Raw genomic sequence first — 16,071 nt, forward strand, 5'->3', positions numbered from 1 at the left:
AAAGCCCGTCGCTGACGGGCTTTTTTATTTGGCCAGCTCGAAGGGCTTGCCGCCCAGTTTGCTGCCGGCCTTGATGCCTTTTTTGGCGAACCAGCCCACATTCATTTCCAGCACATAGCGCACCGGTTTTTCGGAGCAGTGGGAGTCCGTGGTTTGCGGCTTCATATCGGCCAGGTTCACGATGGTGCCGTGGTCGTCGATGAATGCGGCAGTCAGCGGCAGGATCGTGTTTTTCATCCAGAAACACTGCGTGGCGGGCTGCTCGAATACAAACAGCATGCCTTCTTGCTGTGGCATTTCCTTGCGAAACATCAGGCCGATTTCGCGCTGCTGCGGGGTCAGTGCCAGCTGGGTATCGATCTGGTAAATGCCTGCGGTTAGATTGACGCGGGGCAGGTCGGTTTGCGGCGTATCCTGCGCGGATGCAGTGCCGAACGAGGCGCAAGCCAGGGCCAGGGATAGCCAGAGGGTGGAGGTTAGATTTTTCATCGGTGGCGCGGGGGGGGATTGATATCTGGAGCTTTCAGCTTTGGCATTCTGGCATGCTTGTGCATAGCGGCAATCAGCGCTGTGTATGGTTTACATATGTAGGCGCTAAAGTAAAAAAGCCCCGGACTTGCGCGCGGGGCTTTTAGCTGGCTCCTCAACCTGGGCTCGAACCAGGGACCTACGGATTAACAGTCCGGCGCTCTACCAACTGAGCTATTGAGGAATATCGGATGCATCAGCCTTGGTGGCTGAAATAAAAAGGGCTTACGGGTTGGCGTAAGCCCTTTTTGCAAAATTCTGGCTCCTCAACCTGGGCTCGAACCAGGGACCTACGGATTAACAGTCCGGCGCTCTACCAACTGAGCTATTGAGGAATATGACAGACTTAAATTATAGCGTCAGTTTTTTGGATTTTGCAAGTTAGCGATTTTTTACCGTAAAAAGTTCACTCCAGGCCTAGCGGGCCGTGTATGGCCTGGCGCAGGGCTGCGGCGGCACTCTCCGGATCGGGGGCTGCGGTGATTGCGCGCACTACGGCCACTGAGCCGACGCCGCTGGCCAGCACGGCGGGCAGGCGCTCATTGTCTATGCCACCAATGGCGACCAATGGGTAGTCGCGCAGCAGTTTGGCATAGGCGGCCAGGCGGGCCGTGCCCTGGGGGGCGGTGGCCATCTTCTTCAATGTAGTGGGGAACACCGCACCCAGGGCGATGTAGCTGGGGCTGACGCGGTCTGCGCGCAGCATTTCGGCATAGCCATGGGTGCTGATGCCCAGGCGCAGGCCGGCGCTGCGAATGGCATGCAAATCGTCTTCGCTCAGCAGGTCCAGGTCCTCCTGGCCCAGGTGTACACCATAGGCTCCGGCCTGGATGGCTTGCTGCCAGTGATCATTGATGAACAGCAGGGCGCGCGTGCCCCGCACGGCATCTACAGCGGCCTGGACTTCGCGTTGGATGGCGTCGGCATCTTCGGATTTGAAGCGTAGCTGCACCGTGGGTACGTCTGCGCGGGCCATGCGGGCGACCCAGGCGGCATCAGGCAGGACTGCGTACAGACCCAACTGGCGTGGGCAGGGTGCAAAAGTCTGTTCGCGCGGCCAGGGAGCCAAGCCGAAATCTTCTGGTGCTGTGGGCCAGTCGCGGGTGTTCCCGGTGCGCGCAGCCTGGGCTTGCCAGGCTTGGGCGATGCAATGGGCGTCGGTGGGGATAAAGCCCAGCTGCAAAGCCGCACTCAGACTGGCGTCGAATACCGCATCGCGGGTGGGCAGCGCCATGGCGCTGTGTTGGTCCAGGATGGCCTGGGTCAGGGCAGGTTGCATATGGAACTATTCCTGTGCGTGGTGCCAGAACGGCGTGCCCAGCACTGGCGTGCTGGGGTGGGCGGCCTGCTGTTCCAGCATGGCGCCGGCCAGGAAGGCGCTGCGCCCGGCGGCAACCGCATCGGCAAAGGCACCGGCCATGGTGACGGGGTCTTGGGCTAGTGCCACGGCGGTGTTCAGCAGCACGCCGTCATAGCCCCATTCCATCACCTGGCAGGCATGCGAGGGACGGCCCAGGCCGGCATCGACCAGCAGCGGCACGCTCAGGCGCTCGCGTAGCACCTGCATGGCATAGGGGTTGATCGGGCCCTTACCGGTGCCGATGGGCGCGGCCCAGGGCATGACGGCCTGGCAGCCCACGTCCACCAGGCGCTGGCACAGCACCAGGTCCTCGGTGCAATAGGGCAGCACCTTGAAGCCGTCCTTGATAAGGCGGCTGGCGGCCTCCACCAGGTTCAAGGTGTCGGGCTGCAGGGTGTAGTCGTCGCCTATCAGCTCCAGCTTGATCCAGGGGGTGTCGAACACCTCGCGCGCCATGTGGGAGGTGGTAATGGCCTCTTGCAGGCCGTGGCAGCCGGCGGTGTTGGGCAACACGGGCACACCGGTCTGGCGCAGCAGTTCCCAGAATCCATTGGGGCTCTTGTCCTGGCCGCCTAGGTTTTGCCGGCGCAGCGAAGCTGTGAGCATGGCCGGGCGGGCGCGCGTGATGGCGTCGGCCATGGTGCTGGGCGAGGGGTAGCGGGAGGTGCCCAGCAGCAGGCGGCTGGCGAAGCTTTCGCCGTACAGGATGAGAGGGTCGTGGGACATGGTGTCAGCCTCCGGTCACGGGGTGGATGATTTCTATGCTGTCGGCCTCGGCTAGCACGGTGTGCGGGTACTGCGCGCGTGGCACAAAGGTCTTGTTCACCGCGGTGGCAAATGGCGGCTGTGCCTGCATCTGCGCCAGTGCGTCGGCCAGCGTGGCGCCGTCAGGCAGGGTCTGGGGGGTGTTGTTGATGGTGACATTCATGCTTCTTCTACCGTCAGGTCGAATTGCGTGGCCAGCGCGGACGTACCGTGCTGCACCAGTTCCAGCACCACGTCCAGCATGGCCGGGGCGATCATGAAGCCGTGGCGGTACAGGCCGTTGATTTGCAGCGTATTGGGGGCAATCCGCCGGATCGCGGGCAGGTTGTTGGGCAGGGTGGGGCGGCACTGGGTGGCGCTTTCCAGGATGCGCGCTTCGCCAAAGCCGCTGTGCACGCTGTAAGCCGCGCTCAGCAGCTCCAGACTGGAGCGCACGCTCATGGGCGACATATCGTCGGACTCGATCTCGGTGGCTCCCACGACAAAGATATTGCCGGGTTTTGGGGCAATGTATAGCGGGTAGCGGGGGTGCACCAGGCGCACTGGGCGTTGCAGCTCCACGCCGGGCGCGTGCAGGCGCAGCACCTCGCCGCGCACCGCGCGCAGGGCCGGCCATTGTGTGCGTGCGCCCAGGCCGCGGCAGTCAAAGACCCAGTCGCTGTGGACATCTTCTGGCTGGCGCGGGCTGTGCCAGTGCATGGTGACACCCACCTGCTGCAACTGCACCAGCAGAGCATTGAGCAAGCCACGGTTGTCCAGTTGTCCCTCGCCGGGTAGCAGCAGGCCCTGGCTGAAGCGATTGCCGATGGCGGGCTCCAGCGCTGCGATGGCGGCGGAGTCCAGGTGCTGCGGTATGGGTAGGTTGGGCAGTTGCTGGCAGGTGGCGGTGAGCTGCTGGCCAAAGCGGCTGGCCTCGGGGGCGTCTTGCCGGTGCCAGAGAATCAAAGTGCCGTTGCGCTGGAAGAACACCGGCATGTCCAGTTCGGCGATCAGTTCCGGCCAGCGCGTGAGTCCATGCTGGCCCATCTGCACCACGCCGGTCTCGGTGATGGCCGATTCAGCCAGTGGCGCCAGCATGGCGGCGGCCACGCGGGCGGCGGCGCCCTCGGCCTCGGGTCCGCCGGCCTCAAAGACCTGTACGGTGTGGCCCGAGCGTGCCAGCGCCAGGGCCAGCAAGCGGCCCATCAGGCCTGCGCCAAGAATGGTGGTGGAGAGTGGGGTAGCCAAGGTATCGTCCATTTGCGAAAGCTCAATTGGGACGAAACGAGGCGCTGTCGTTGATAGAAACTTCCCACGCCAGCATGATCTGGATCGGGTATGAGGGTTTTTCTCAGTCTGGTTTGCGTACCAGACACCCCTGTTTCATCCGCAAACCCGGATTACATCACATCGCTGGCCCGATAATTTCAGCATGACTATTTCTGACTCTTCTCCCCGCTATCTGCGCCTGTTGTCGATTGCTGGCTCTGATAGTGGCGGCGGCGCGGGCATACAGGCCGACTTGAAAACCTTTGCCGCGCTGGGCTGCTACGGCATGACGGCGCTGGCCGCGCTGACCGCACAGAACACGCGTGGCGTGACAGCCATCCACCCCGTGCCAGCGTCCTTTCTGAAAGCCCAGTTGCAGGCTGTGCTTGATGATATTGGCGCCGACGCGGTGAAGATCGGCATGCTGCATTCGCCCGAGATGGTGGAGGTGGTGGCCTGGGCCATTGACCAGTACCAACTAAAACGCGTGGTGCTGGACCCGGTGATGGTGGCCACCAGCGGCGACCGCTTGATGGCGGTTGAAACCGTGCAGGTGCTGGTGGACCAGCTGTTTCCCCGCGCCACCGTGGTCACGCCCAATTTGGACGAAGCGGCTCTGCTGCTGGGCCGCAGTGTGGATACCGTGGAAACGCTGGAGCCTGCGGTGGCGGATTTGCTGGCGCTAGGTGCGCCGGCCGTGCTGCTCAAGGGGGGGCACCTGCCGGGGGATGCGGTGGTAGACCTGCTGGGCCAGTGCGATGGCAGCCGCCAGCCCTGGCATTCGGCCCGCATTGCTACGCACAACGGCCACGGCACGGGCTGCACGCTGTCGTCTGCCATTGCGGTGTACCTGGCAAAGGGCTTTGAGCTGACGGAGGCGGTGGGTCAGGCCCGGGCTTATATCCGTGGCGCCATACAAGCCGGTGCCAGCGTGCACACCGGGCACGGCCACGGACCGTTGAACCACGGATTCGCGCCTTTGCCCATGCAGGTTCTAGGCGTTTGAGGGTTTATAGGAAATAGACCTGTAGCGCAGGTATTACCTGCGCAAGAAGCTATTTTTTCTATAGCGCATAGGTGATGCGCAAAGGCCGCGTCAACCAAGCTACGAAGAACACCAGGGCCAGCGTCGGCAGGGCGGCGCCGAACTGTGGCGCGTAGTTGGTCAGCAGGTGGTAGGCCACAATGCCGGCCACCCATAATAGGGCAGCGCTGGGCTCCACCAGGCGTTGTGATGCGGTGGCCGTGCCCTGTGACAGGCGGCCCAGGATCACACCGTACAGGGGCACGAACACCGAGCTCAGCAGTGTCAGAAATGGCTCCAGGCTGTGCATGGGCAGCACCAGCGCCAGGCCGGTGCAGGCCACGGCCAGCAGGAGGCCCCAACGCCGCACACTCCACCAGGGGGCGAGGCTGTGGGCGGATACCGCACCCGAATACACGTCGCCGTAGGCGTTGTCGATCTCGTCCACCAGGATCAGACCTAGCGCCAGCAGGCCGCCCTGGGCCAGCAGCAATGCGGTGACCAGGCCGGTATCCGGGCCGGCCACGGTCACCACCATCACGCCCAGTGCATAGCACCACATATTCGCCAGCGCATAGCCCAGCCAGGTGCCGCTCATGGCGCTGCGGCCTTGTCGGCCGTGGCGCGCATAGTCGGCCACCAGCGGCAGCCAGGACACGGGCATGGCGATCACCAGGTCCATGGCCGACAGCAGGCCCATGCTGCCGTCGCCCGGCCGGGTCCAGAAGGCGTGCAGGTCAGATTCCATCAGCTTGTGGCCGAACTGCCAGCTCAGCCAAAGCAGCGACAGCACCACCAGGGGCAGGCCGTAGCGGCTGATGAATTTGCGCACCAGGGTCAGCATGGAGCCGGCCATCAGCGCAGTCAGCAGTGCGCCCCATAGCAGGGTCACCAGCAGCGTACCTTGGCTGCCTTGCGGTATCCAGCCGAAATGTTCCTGGGCAATGGCCAGGGTGCCGTCGCGCATCACCACCAGCTCAAATGCGGTCCAGCCCAGCAGTTGCACAATGTTTAGCACCACCGGCAGGCGCGCAAAGCCGCTGCCATAGGTGGCGTGCATCAGGCCGGCGCTGGACAGGCCGCTGTCGCAGCCAATGCGCGCCGTCCAGGCAAGCAGACCGGAGCCAACGAGAGAGCCCAGCACAATCGCCAGCACGGCATCGCGCGTGCCTACGGCGGGCACCAGGTAGGCGCCGATCTGCATCACCAGCAGGCCCACCCCCAGGCTGAACCAGAGTGCGGCATGGGCCGACCAGCCGAAGACGCGCTGCGCCTGCGGTATCGGCGTCAAGGCCTCGTTATTGAAAAAGGATGGCTGAGCCATGTGTTTGCTCCATACAAATGATGCCGGTCAGTGGGCCTGTAGCTCGCGGGCCAGTGCTGGCGCAGGGACGCAAGATTTTATCGTGGCGCCATCTTGTGGTGCATAGGGCGTCTGGCGTAGGCGTTAGCTGTTTAAAGTGCTATTAATTTTATAGCGATACAATCGGCGGCTGTTTTTGGGCCGGTGCGCGCTGCGCCGGCCCGAGCATTCTTACCCCCACATCCCTGAATACTATGGACGCTTTCATCCGCCCCTGGCAGTTTGTTTTCTGCGCATTGCTCGGTCTGACCGGCAGCGCGATGGCCCAGACCGCCACCGACAGTGCTGACCAGCCCTACCGCTGGCGTATCGAGTTCAGCCCGCACACGACCCACTACAGCTACAACCCCGAGCATCGCCCGGTGCATTTGCTGGGCCTGGAGCGTGAATCCACCGCCGACAACAGCTTTTACGGACTGGCGCTGTTCAGCAACTCCTTTGGCCAGGACAGCGGCTACCTGTACCTGGGCAAAAGCTATTACGGTGTGTTTGACAGCTATCCCAAGATCTACTTGAAATGGTCGGCGGGCATCTTGTACGGCTACAAGCCGCCATATGAAAACAAGGTGCCGCTGAATCACAACGGCTTTTCGCCCGCCATCGTGCCGGCCGTGGGCTGGAAGTTTGATTCCGGCTGGCATGCGCAGATTGACATGCTGGGCACGGCTGGCTTGACGTATTCGGTGGTCAAGGAGTTCTGAAGCCGGCGACAGCGTGAAGTCCTGTCACAAAACAGGTCTTTTTCTCACACACAGACTTTTTTCTTTGCGCCACAATGGGGTTAACTACCTCAGGATGTGCGCCATGCAATCTGCCGGTCTGTACGCATTCTTACCGTCTTTGCGGCCGTGCGGGCTGTCTCCGCTGGTGGCATTGTGTGTGGCGTCCTGGGTCCATGCGCAGCAAGATGTGGTGGTCCCCCAGCCCAGTTTGCAGTTGGAGTTGGCCCCCGTTCCCAGTCTGGACCGCACTGCAAATTCCCGTATGTCCTTGACCGGCTGGTCCGGCTCCTCCCCTCAATCGGCGCTAGGCCTGAGCGCTGCCGTAACCCCCCCTGCCGCTAGCCCGGCACTGAATGGCCGCAGCGTTTCTCCTGGGTTGGATCTGGGCCTGCGCTGGCGTTCTTCAGAGGACAGCCGGGGCCGCGTGAATATCGGCATTTGGCAGCATGTGGCGCCGGCGCCGGATGCGATGGAGTTGATCCAGCGGGCGAACGGAGAGCCCAGCTACGACACGCGGCTGGAGATGCAATTCAGCTCGGCCACCGCGCGTGGCATCCAGTTCGAGTTGGGAGGTGCTTTGGGCATGCAGCTCAACAACAACGAGAAGCTGGTGCTGCGCGTCAGCCGTGGCAAGCCCATGGTCTATTACCGCGCGAAGTTTTGACGCGAGTGCTTCTGAGTCCCGGGCGCTTTATTCTGCTGTTGGCGTAGCTACGCCCAACAACTGGTGTAGCCGTGGCGAGGTTGTTGTGTACTGGAACGGGATTTTCTTGCCGGGGAAGACCAGCGGCGCTACGGCGTAGGCGGCCAGCGTGGCTTCGTGGAAGCCGCAGACGATAAGCTTTTGCTTGCCGGGGTAGGTGTTGATGTCGCCCACGGCGAAGATGCCCGGCTCGCTGGTTTCAAAGCGCGCTGTATCCACGGTCAATTGCTTGCGCTCCATGGCCAGGCCCCAGTCGGCGACCGGGCCGAGTTTGGGTGATAAGCCCTGGAACACGCTGATGGCGTCTGCCGAGAGGCGGTGCGGCACACCATCCACGTCGCTGATCTGCAGGGCGGTCAAGCGGTCGGCATCGGCCTCGAAACCAGCGATCTGTCCGACCATGAAACGCATGCGCCCGGCTTGCTGCAGCATCTGCATTTCCACAATGTCGGCGGTGGGCGCCTGCAGCACATCGCGCCGGTGCAACAAGGTGACGCTCTTGGCATCGGTCTCGGCCAATGCCAGAGCGCAACGCAAGGCGGCTTCGTCACCACCCACCACCACCAGGTGTTTGTCCGCGACATCCGCGGGTGGGGCGTGGTAGTGCAGTTGGCTGCCTTCAAAGGCCTCGATACCATCCATCTTCAGACGCCGAGGCTGGAAGGCACCGACGCCGGCGGCGATCACCACCACGGGCGCCAGCAGCTGGGTGCCGCGGTCGGTGGATACCAGGAAGCGGCCATCGGCCTGTTTGGCGATGCTGCTGACCAGCTGGCCCAGATGGAACTGCGCGCCAAAAGGCTGTATTTGCTGCAGCAGCGACGCGGCCAGCGCCCGGCCACTGGTGGCCGGCGTGCCTGGAATATCGTAGATGGGCTTGTCGGGGTAGAGCTCCATGCACTGGCCGCCAGCATGGGGCAGGGCGTCAATCACATGGGTAGGGACTTCCAGCAGACCCAGCTGGAAGACCTGGAACAGCCCGACCGGGCCCGCGCCGATGACGACGGCGCCGGTTTCCAGTACGGGCAACACGGTTTAACGTTCCAACAGCTGGATCTTGGGCATCACGTCTTTCCAGTCGTCTGCGTCGGGCAGGGCTGGTTTGCGCTTGGTGATGCTCTTCCAGCCGTCGGCGCGGGCCAGTTCCACATTCAGCTTGATGAAGGCCAACTGGTCGGCTGGCATGTCTTCTTCAGCGTAGATGGCGTTGGCCGGGCACTCGGGGATGCAGACGGCGCAGTCAATGCATTCATCGGGGTCGATGACCAGCATGTTGGGGCCTTCGCGGAAGCAGTCCACGGGGCAGACGTCCACACAGTCTGTGTATTTGCACTTGATGCAGGCTTCGGATACGACGTGAGTCATGGTATTTTTTTCAATTGCGGGGTTAACCCGTGATTTTAAATTAGCGGACCAGCACGGCGCCCGAGGTCTTGTGCGAGGCCGTATCGACCAGTACCAAGGCACCCAGCGAACGGGATTGGATGTAGGGCAGGGTGGCGATGCCTTCCTGCAGCGCCAGCTCGATGTGGCCGATGGCGTTCGGCGGTAGCTCGCTTGCATCTTCCTCGGCCAGGGTGTTGATGTCCAGCTTGTGGACGATGCGTTTGACCTTGGCCTTGACCCAGCGGTGGCCGTGCAGCGCCCAGTAAACGCGGCCGGCGACCAGGGGTTCGTCGTCCATCCAGGCGATGGTGGCCGAGATCTCGCGGCTGGCTTCGAATTGGCCCGGGGCCAGCAGCCAGTCGCCGCGCGATACATCGACTTCGCGGTCCAGCGTGATGCCGGCGCTATTGCCAGCCAGCACGCTCTTGGGGTTGCGCGCATGGTCCAGCACCTGGGCGACGGTGGCCGTTTGGCCGCTGGGCAGGATGCGGATTTCTTGGCCGACTTCGACCTTGCCGGTGGCCACACGGCCCCAGAACACGCGGCGGCCCTGGCTGGTGTCGCTGCTGGACGAGAATTTTTCCACCCACTGCACCGGGAAGGCGAAGGGCTGCTCGACCTCGGCCGGCGTGCTGGGCAGTTGCTCCAGAATCTGTAGCAGGGTTGGGCCGGTGTACTTGCACCAATCGGGGTTTTCGCTGTGGCCGGCTTCGACCACGTTCCAGCCCTTCAAGGCCGAAATCGGCACGATGGCCTTGACCGGAATCTCGGCGGCGGCGGCAAAGCTGTTCAAAGCAGCGCTGATGTGGGCAAAGGCCAGGGCCGAGTCTTCCACCGCGTCCAGCTTGTTGATGGCAAACACGATGCTGGGCACGCGCAGCAGGTGGCACAGCAGCGAGTGGCGGCGGGTTTGCGGCAGCAGCTCCAGCGCGGCGTTCTTCCAGTCGAGCTTGGTGGCGTCGACCAGCACCACGGCGGCGTCGGCACTGCTGGCGGCGGTCACCATGTTGCGGGTGTACTGCTCGTGGCCGGGCGCGTCGCCGATGATGAACTTGCGGTCTTCGGTGTTGAAGTAGCGGTAGGCCACGTCGATGGTGATGCCTTGCTCGCGCTCGGCGCTCAGGCCGTCGGTCAGCAGGGCCAGGTCGGTTTCGCCCTGGCGTTGCACGCCGGCCAGGTGGTCTTGCAGCACGGCTTTGGTGTCGACCAGCAGGCGGCCGATCAAGGTGCTCTTGCCGTCATCGACCGAACCACAGGTGATGAATTTCAAGGCTGAAAGGGCTGCAGCGCTGGTAGTACCTGCGGAAGTAGCTATTAATGTTGTAGCGTTTGTCATTTCAATCAATCACGTTAATACAGAACGGTCCAAGCCCTGAGACACCGTGGAACCGGCTTTGCCGGGCCTCTGGTGTCGCCCCCTGCAAGGGGGTAGGAGGCCACACGAAGTGGGCAAGCCTGGGGGTGTTCAAAAATATCCGTCTTTCTTGCGCTTCTCCATCGAAGCCTCAGAGGTTTTGTCGTCCATGCGGGTCGCGCCGCGTTCGCTCACGTCGGCGGCCAGGGTTTCGATCACGATGTCGCCGGCGGTGGCGGCAAAGCTCTCCACCGGGCAGGTGCAGGTGATGTCGCCCACGGTGCGGAAGCGCACGTCGCGCTGCTCAGAAGTTTCACCGGCGCGCAAAGGAGTCAGGTCGGTCACCGGCACCAGCAGGCCCTTGCGCTCGACCACTTCGCGTTTGTGCGTGTAGTACAGCGAAGGCAGGGCGATTTGCTCGCGCTCGATGTACTGCCAGACGTCCAGCTCGGTCCAGTTGCTAATGGGGAACACGCGGAAGTGTTCGCCGGGCTGCAGGCGGGTGTTGAACAGGGTCCACAGCTCAGGGCGCTGGGCCTTGGGCTGCCATTGGCCGAAGCTGTCGCGGTGGCTGAAGATGCGTTCCTTGGCGCGGGCTTTTTCTTCGTCGCGGCGGGCGCCGCCGATCAGTGCGTCGAAGCGGAATTCTTCGATGGCTTCCAGCAGGGTCACCGACTGGTGCACATTGCGCGATTCGCCAGGGTGGGCCAGGCGCACAGTGCCGCGTTTCATCGAGTCTTCGACGTTGCGCACGATGAGTTCGGCGCCCAGTTCCTTGGCGCGGAAGTCGCGGAAGTCGGTCACTTCATGGAAGTTGTGGCCGGTGTCGATCATCAGCAGCGGGTAGGGAATGCGGCCTGCGCCGAAGGCTTTTTCGGCGCATTTCAGCAGCACCAGCGAGTCTTTGCCGCCCGAAAACAGCAGGGTGGGGCGTTCAAACACGGCAGCCACTTCGCGCAGGATGAAGATGGTTTCTTCTTCCAGTGCGTCGAGGTGGGTATTGCTCAGATGGTGTGGGGTCACTTGGGTATTCATGTCGGGGTCAGGTTTCAGTGGGCAAGGTGCAAGCCGCACTCGCGGTTGTCTTCACCCTTGGTGGGGTCCACGTAGTCGAAGTTGTTGGGCAGGCCGTGGGCTTCACAGTATTCATACAACTCTTTGGACGACCAGTGCAGCAGCGGTGCGACCTTGATCAGGCCGTCGGGGTTGATGCTGACAGGGTCCATCTGGGCGCGCACGGCGGTGTCGGTGGCCCGCAGTGCTGTGAACCAGACCTTGGGCGCCGTCTCGCGCAGTGCGCGGGCAAAAGGCTCCAGCTTCACTTCTTCGGTGAAGGCGGCATGGCGCGGATCGTCCAGCGCGGGTGTCGCGCCGTCCACGGCTTCGCGGTGCGCACGCGAGCGCAGCGGCAGGTAGATGCGCAGGTTCAGCTTCAGCTGCTTTGTCACTTCATCGACAAACTGGTAGGTGGCTTCGGTGTTGTAGCCGTTGTCCATCCAGACCACGGGCACGTCGGGATTGACGCGGGTGACCATGTGCAGGATGACCGCTTCGAATGGGCGGAAGTTGGTGGTGACGATGGCGGGCTGGTGCAGGCCGAGCGCCCATTCCACCAGTGCGGGGGCGTTGCGGCCGAGTTCGGCGTTGATTTGTGCGAGGTTGAGATTACTCATGGTGTTGGTTCCGGTCAGGCCGATATCAGGCCGAGTCTTGCCGTTCCAGCTCAGCGCCGTAGGCTGCGCTGTCTTCGGTTTCGGCAAAGTGGGGCACCACGTGGACGGCATCGCCCTGGTAGAAGCCCTGGAAGCGGTCGAACTGGCGCTGGGCAGCGCTGGCGTCTACGCCTTCGCGCAGCACGGCCACGTCAAAACCGCTGCGCTGCATTTGTACCAGCTGGTCGATCAGCACGTCACCCGTGGCGCGGATTTCGCCGGTGAAGCCCAGGCGGCGGCGCAGCAGGAAGGCCTGGCTGTAGGCACGGCCATCGGTGAACTTGGGGAAGTTCAGGTCGATGCGGGTGACGCCAACCAGGTCCAGGCTGCGGGGGTCTTCGGTGTTGGCCAAGGCTATATGGTCTTTTTGGCCTTCAGCGCAGGGAATATGTGCGGTAGCAGCTATTATTTTCATAGTATTTCCTCTCAGGCAGCCACGCTGTCACGGGTGGGCTTGCCGGTGCTGATGCGGGCGCCGTTGGCAGCCTGTTTGAACGGGTCCTGGCCGACGCGGCGCAGGGTATCGATGAAGTTTTCACCGCTGTTGCGGGTGCTGCGGTAGGTATCCAACACGGCTTCGATGACTTCGGGCACTTCGGCTGCGCTGAAGGACGGGCCGACGACCTTACCCGCGATGGCGGGGCCGGACAGATTCGAGCCGTCCGAGCCGGCCAGCGTCACCTGGTACCACTCCTGGCCGTCCTTGTCCACGCCCAGAATGCCGATGTGGGCGCTGTGGTGATGGCCGCAGGAGTTGATGCAGCCGCTCATGTGCACGTCGATCTCGCCCAGGTCGTGCAGTTCGTCCATGTCCTGGTAGCGCTGGCTGATGGCTTCGGAAATCGGCAGCGAGCGGGCATTGGCCAGGCTGCAAAAGTCGCCGCCGGGGCAGACGATCATGTCGGTTAGCAGGCGGATGTTGGCCTTGGCCAGGCCCAGCGCCTTGGCTTCGGCGTACAGGGCGGGCAGCTCGTCGGCGCGGACCCAGGGCAGCACCAGGTTCTGGTCGTGGGTCACGCGGGTTTCGCCGGCGCTGTAGCGGTCGGCCAGGTCGGCTGCGGCATCCAGCTGCTCTGCGGTCGCGTCGCCGGGCGAGTAGCCCAGGCGTTTGAACGACAGGGTCACGGCACGCAGCAGCGGGTTCTGGTGGGCGGCTACGTTTTGCTTCAGCCAGCGGGTGTAGTCCTTGTCGTCGACAGGGGCCGCAACCGGGTTGGCCAGGGCGGGCAAGGCACCGACGCGGCTGGCCGGCGGCACGAAGCTGGCGGTAACCCGGTCCAGTTCGGCCTGGCTGATGGTGTGCGGTGCGCCGTCACGGGTCAGGATTTGCTGGTATTCATCCTCGACCTCGTCGATATAGCGCTGGCCTTCGGCTTTCACCAGAATCTTGATGCGCGCCTTGTACATATTGTCGCGGCGGCCCCAGCGGTTGTAGACGCGTACCACGGCTTCCAGGTAGTTGAGGATCTGGTTCCAGGGCAGGAAGTCGCGGATCACCGTGCCGACGACCGGTGTGCGGCCCATGCCGCCGCCGACCATTACGCGCAGGCCAACTTCACCGGCCTCGTTCTTCAGCACATGCAGGCCCACGTCGTGCCAGGCGGTGGCGGCGCGGTCGTCGGTGGCGCCGACGATGGCGATCTTGAACTTGCGTGGCAGGAAGGCGAATTCATGGTGCAGCGTGCTCCACTGGCGGATGATTTCGGCCAGGGGGCGGGGATCGGCGACTTCATCGGCGGCAATGCCGGCGCGCTCGTCGCTGGTGGTGTTGCGGATGCAGTTGCCGCTGGTCTGGATGCCGTGCAGATGCACGCTGGCCAGCAGGTCCATCACGTCGGCGCTCTTGTCCAGCGGAATCCAGTTGAACTGGACGTTCTGGCGGGTGGTGAAGTGGGCGCAGGCGCTGGGCAGGCTGTGCAGATCGCTCAGGCCGGGGTTGGCCTTGGCCAGGTCGTGCGCGTCTTTTTTGTCGTAATCGCGGGCGATGGTGCCCAGCACGCGCAACTGGGCGCTATTCAGCTCGCCATAGGGGACGGCCACACGCAGCATAGGGGCAAAGCGCTGTACATACCAGCCGTTTTGCAGGCGCAGTGGGCGGAATTCGTCTTCGGCCAGCGTGCCCTTTTGCCAGCGTTCGAGCTGGTCTCGGTACTGGGCGGCGCGCAGTTGCACAAACTGTTTGTCAAATTCGGTGTATTGGTACATTTTGGTGGTCTATCGTGGTACGGGTCGCTTGGGGCAACCCGCGATTTTAAAGTGCCAGTAATTTGGTGCCCGCATAAGCCAGCAACAAAGACAGTACGCCGCGGATGACGCGGTCGGGGGTCTTCAACACCATATGCGACCCGAGCCAGATGCCGGGCAGGGAGCCGGCCAGCAGCTTACCCAGCAGAGGCCAGTCCACAGAGCCCAGGCCGGCATGTCCCAGGCCGGCTACCAGCGTCAAGGGCACGGCATAGGCGATGTCGGCGGCAACAATGCGCTGCAGCGGCAGCAAGGGGTAGAGCAGCATGAGCACCGTGACGCCAATCGCGCCAGCGCCCACCGAGGTCAGTGTGACCAGGCAGCCTATGCATGCGCCGAATAGCAGCGGCAGGCTCCAGTGGCGCGGGCGTTCTGCCTGGGCCATGGCCTGGTTGCTGATGGTGCGCGGTGCGCTCTTGCCACGTATGCTTTTGTAGAGCGTGGCCAAGGCCGTCAGCAGCAAAGCCACGCCCAGTGTGGTGGTCATGATTTTTTGTACGTGGGGGTCGGCCGGTCCGAGGGTATGCAGTGCCCACAGGGTCAGCAGCGAGGCGGGCACGCTGCCTGCGCACAGGGTGGCCACGATGCGCCAGTTGACCAGGCCCGAGCGCGCCATCTTCAGTGTGCCGCCGGCCTTGGTGAAGCAGGCGAACAGCAGGTCGGTGCCTATCGCCAGGTAGGGCTTCATGCCAAAGAAGAAGATCAAGATGGGCGTCATGAGCGAGCCACCGCCCACACCCGTCAGGCCGACCACAAAGCCGACAAAAAATCCGGCAAAAACGAAAGCAAAATCGTACATGGCCGCGACTATAGAAGCCGGGCCTCCGATTCCAAACTACTTTATTGTTCTACCAATATGCCAATCGGCATATTTAGAAATAACGAAATTGGCCTTGGCGCCTATGTACTGTTCGCATTGGCAGCGTAGGCAGCATCCATTTGCTCGTTGATGGCATGCCACAGCGGGCGCATCATCAGGCGTGCGCCCTGGTAGACATCGTTCACTTTCAACATGGACGGGACACGTTGGCCGCGGTGTTCCACAGCGCCGCCGATGGGGATGATATTGACGCCAAGTTTGGCGAAATGTTCGGCCAAGCGCGGTTCTGTGAGGGTGAACAGGATTTCTATGCCTTGGCGCCGCGCCATGGCCAGTGCGCCTATATACAGGCTGACGGGAATGTAGGGGAAGCGTGGTTGGTCGCGCTCGCCGAAGTCGGAGTCTGAGATGGTGGCTCCGCTGTGCTGTTCGCCCTTGCGCCGACGGAATTCGGACATGACCGCCAAGCGTGATACTTCGGCAATGCGCTCGCGCGGTTCGCGCGCCGGGTCGATGATGCTGCGGTCTATGGTGTCCCTGCAGGTGACCTCAAACGGCAGTGGCGCCGCGGGGTCAGCGGGGTCGGTCAGTACCAGGCGGGCACAGCCTGCAAGCCTGTGCGGTTCGCCTGCAGTACGTACTAGGCAGTGTTGCGAACGGTAATCGTATTTATCGGTCTCGCGCTGGTCTTCCCGTACCGGCTCAAAGCCTAGTTCGCGGGCATAGACATCATGGCGAATGAAGAATACGTCGTCGACTCGCGCCTTTTCCAGTGCAGGGGCAATCTCAAAATACTGCTTGTAGCTGTCACCCAGGTTGAGTCGTCGATTTTCTGACATTGG

At 62.9% G+C, this 16,071-nt stretch carries 18 protein-coding genes, 2 tRNA genes and 1 riboswitch; of the genes, 3 read left to right on the forward strand and 17 right to left on the reverse strand.

The features are described from left to right. Positions 1-24: 24 nt before the first annotated feature. From AC07VY_RS04245 to AC07VY_RS04275, 7 genes are all read right to left on the reverse strand, one after another. Positions 25-489 (reverse strand): DUF192 domain-containing protein, encoded by a 465-nt coding sequence (locus tag AC07VY_RS04245; protein WP_495096624.1) that lies wholly within the window; start codon positions 487-489, stop codon positions 25-27. A 147-nt stretch (positions 490-636) separates the two neighbouring features. Then, positions 637-712, reverse strand: a tRNA-Asn gene (locus AC07VY_RS04250). Positions 713-787: 75 nt separating this feature from the next. Continuing rightward, positions 788-863 (reverse strand) — tRNA-Asn (locus AC07VY_RS04255). Positions 864-934: 71 nt separating this feature from the next. Then, positions 935-1,807: a thiamine phosphate synthase gene (gene thiE, locus AC07VY_RS04260; RefSeq protein ID WP_495096623.1), complete on the reverse strand. Its 873-nt coding sequence runs from the start codon at positions 1,805-1,807 to the stop codon at positions 935-937. Positions 1,808-1,813: 6 nt separating this feature from the next. Then, the gene (locus AC07VY_RS04265; RefSeq protein WP_495096622.1) at positions 1,814-2,614 is read right to left on the reverse strand and encodes a thiazole synthase; all 801 of its coding nucleotides are present in this window, start codon (positions 2,612-2,614) and stop codon (positions 1,814-1,816) included. A gap of 4 nt (positions 2,615-2,618) precedes the next feature. After that, positions 2,619-2,816: a sulfur carrier protein ThiS gene (gene thiS, locus AC07VY_RS04270; RefSeq protein WP_495096621.1), complete on the reverse strand. Its 198-nt coding sequence runs from the start codon at positions 2,814-2,816 to the stop codon at positions 2,619-2,621. Continuing rightward, positions 2,813-3,892 carry an FAD-dependent oxidoreductase gene (locus AC07VY_RS04275; protein ID WP_495096620.1) on the reverse strand — a complete coding sequence of 360 codons (1,080 nt, stop codon included), beginning with the start codon at positions 3,890-3,892 and terminating at the stop codon, positions 2,813-2,815. The genes thiS and AC07VY_RS04275 overlap by 4 nt, the downstream gene beginning before the upstream one ends. A 32-nt stretch (positions 3,893-3,924) precedes the next feature. After that, positions 3,925-4,022, reverse strand: a riboswitch (TPP riboswitch). A 42-nt stretch (positions 4,023-4,064) separates the two neighbouring features. On the opposite strand from AC07VY_RS04275, the gene thiD reads away from it, so the two are divergent. Beyond that, positions 4,065-4,907, forward strand: coding sequence for a bifunctional hydroxymethylpyrimidine kinase/phosphomethylpyrimidine kinase (gene thiD, locus AC07VY_RS04280; RefSeq protein WP_495096619.1), 843 nt, complete (start codon positions 4,065-4,067; stop codon positions 4,905-4,907). A 58-nt stretch (positions 4,908-4,965) separates the two neighbouring features. Here thiD and AC07VY_RS04285 read toward each other — a convergent pair whose 3' ends face one another. Beyond that, the gene (locus AC07VY_RS04285) at positions 4,966-6,249 is read right to left on the reverse strand and encodes a purine-cytosine permease family protein (protein ID WP_495096618.1); all 1,284 of its coding nucleotides are present in this window, start codon (positions 6,247-6,249) and stop codon (positions 4,966-4,968) included. A 233-nt stretch (positions 6,250-6,482) separates the two neighbouring features. On the opposite strand from AC07VY_RS04285, the gene AC07VY_RS04290 reads away from it, so the two are divergent. Then, positions 6,483-6,989, forward strand: a complete 507-nt coding sequence (locus AC07VY_RS04290; RefSeq protein WP_495096617.1) for a hypothetical protein — start codon at positions 6,483-6,485, stop codon at positions 6,987-6,989. Positions 6,990-7,092: 103 nt separating this feature from the next. After that, a complete protein-coding gene (locus AC07VY_RS04295) occupies positions 7,093-7,674 on the forward strand; it encodes a hypothetical protein (protein ID WP_495096616.1) in 582 nt (193 codons plus the stop codon). Between the two features lie 27 nt (positions 7,675-7,701). On the opposite strand, the gene AC07VY_RS04300 is transcribed toward AC07VY_RS04295, so the two are convergent. From AC07VY_RS04300 to AC07VY_RS04340, 9 genes are all read right to left on the reverse strand, one after another. Continuing rightward, positions 7,702-8,745, reverse strand: coding sequence for an NAD(P)/FAD-dependent oxidoreductase (locus tag AC07VY_RS04300; RefSeq protein WP_495096615.1), 1,044 nt, complete (start codon positions 8,743-8,745; stop codon positions 7,702-7,704). Between the two features lie 3 nt (positions 8,746-8,748). Further along, positions 8,749-9,078, reverse strand: coding sequence for a ferredoxin FdxA (fdxA, locus tag AC07VY_RS04305; RefSeq protein WP_315228620.1), 330 nt, complete (start codon positions 9,076-9,078; stop codon positions 8,749-8,751). A 40-nt stretch (positions 9,079-9,118) separates the two neighbouring features. Beyond that, on the reverse strand, positions 9,119-10,435 hold the full coding sequence (locus tag AC07VY_RS04310; RefSeq protein WP_495096614.1) for a sulfate adenylyltransferase subunit 1: 1,317 nt from the start codon (positions 10,433-10,435) through the stop codon (positions 9,119-9,121). A 129-nt stretch (positions 10,436-10,564) separates the two neighbouring features. Next, positions 10,565-11,488: a sulfate adenylyltransferase subunit CysD gene (gene cysD, locus AC07VY_RS04315; RefSeq protein ID WP_495096613.1), complete on the reverse strand. Its 924-nt coding sequence runs from the start codon at positions 11,486-11,488 to the stop codon at positions 10,565-10,567. A 14-nt stretch (positions 11,489-11,502) separates the two neighbouring features. Next, positions 11,503-12,126 (reverse strand): phosphoadenosine phosphosulfate reductase domain-containing protein, encoded by a 624-nt coding sequence (locus AC07VY_RS04320; RefSeq protein WP_495096612.1) that lies wholly within the window; start codon positions 12,124-12,126, stop codon positions 11,503-11,505. 25 nt (positions 12,127-12,151) lie between these two features. Beyond that, positions 12,152-12,580, reverse strand: coding sequence for a DUF934 domain-containing protein (locus AC07VY_RS04325; protein ID WP_495096611.1), 429 nt, complete (start codon positions 12,578-12,580; stop codon positions 12,152-12,154). A gap of 11 nt (positions 12,581-12,591) precedes the next feature. Next, positions 12,592-14,370, reverse strand: a complete 1,779-nt coding sequence (locus tag AC07VY_RS04330; protein ID WP_495096610.1) for a nitrite/sulfite reductase — start codon at positions 14,368-14,370, stop codon at positions 12,592-12,594. 46 nt (positions 14,371-14,416) lie between these two features. Further along, positions 14,417-15,208 carry a sulfite exporter TauE/SafE family protein gene (locus AC07VY_RS04335; RefSeq protein WP_495096609.1) on the reverse strand — a complete coding sequence of 264 codons (792 nt, stop codon included), beginning with the start codon at positions 15,206-15,208 and terminating at the stop codon, positions 14,417-14,419. A 101-nt stretch (positions 15,209-15,309) separates the two neighbouring features. Beyond that, positions 15,310-16,068, reverse strand: a complete 759-nt coding sequence (locus AC07VY_RS04340; protein ID WP_495096608.1) for a PEP-CTERM/exosortase system-associated acyltransferase — start codon at positions 16,066-16,068, stop codon at positions 15,310-15,312. Positions 16,069-16,071 lie beyond the last annotated feature (3 nt).

Source organism: Rhodoferax sp. GW821-FHT02C08 (assembly GCF_059421805.1).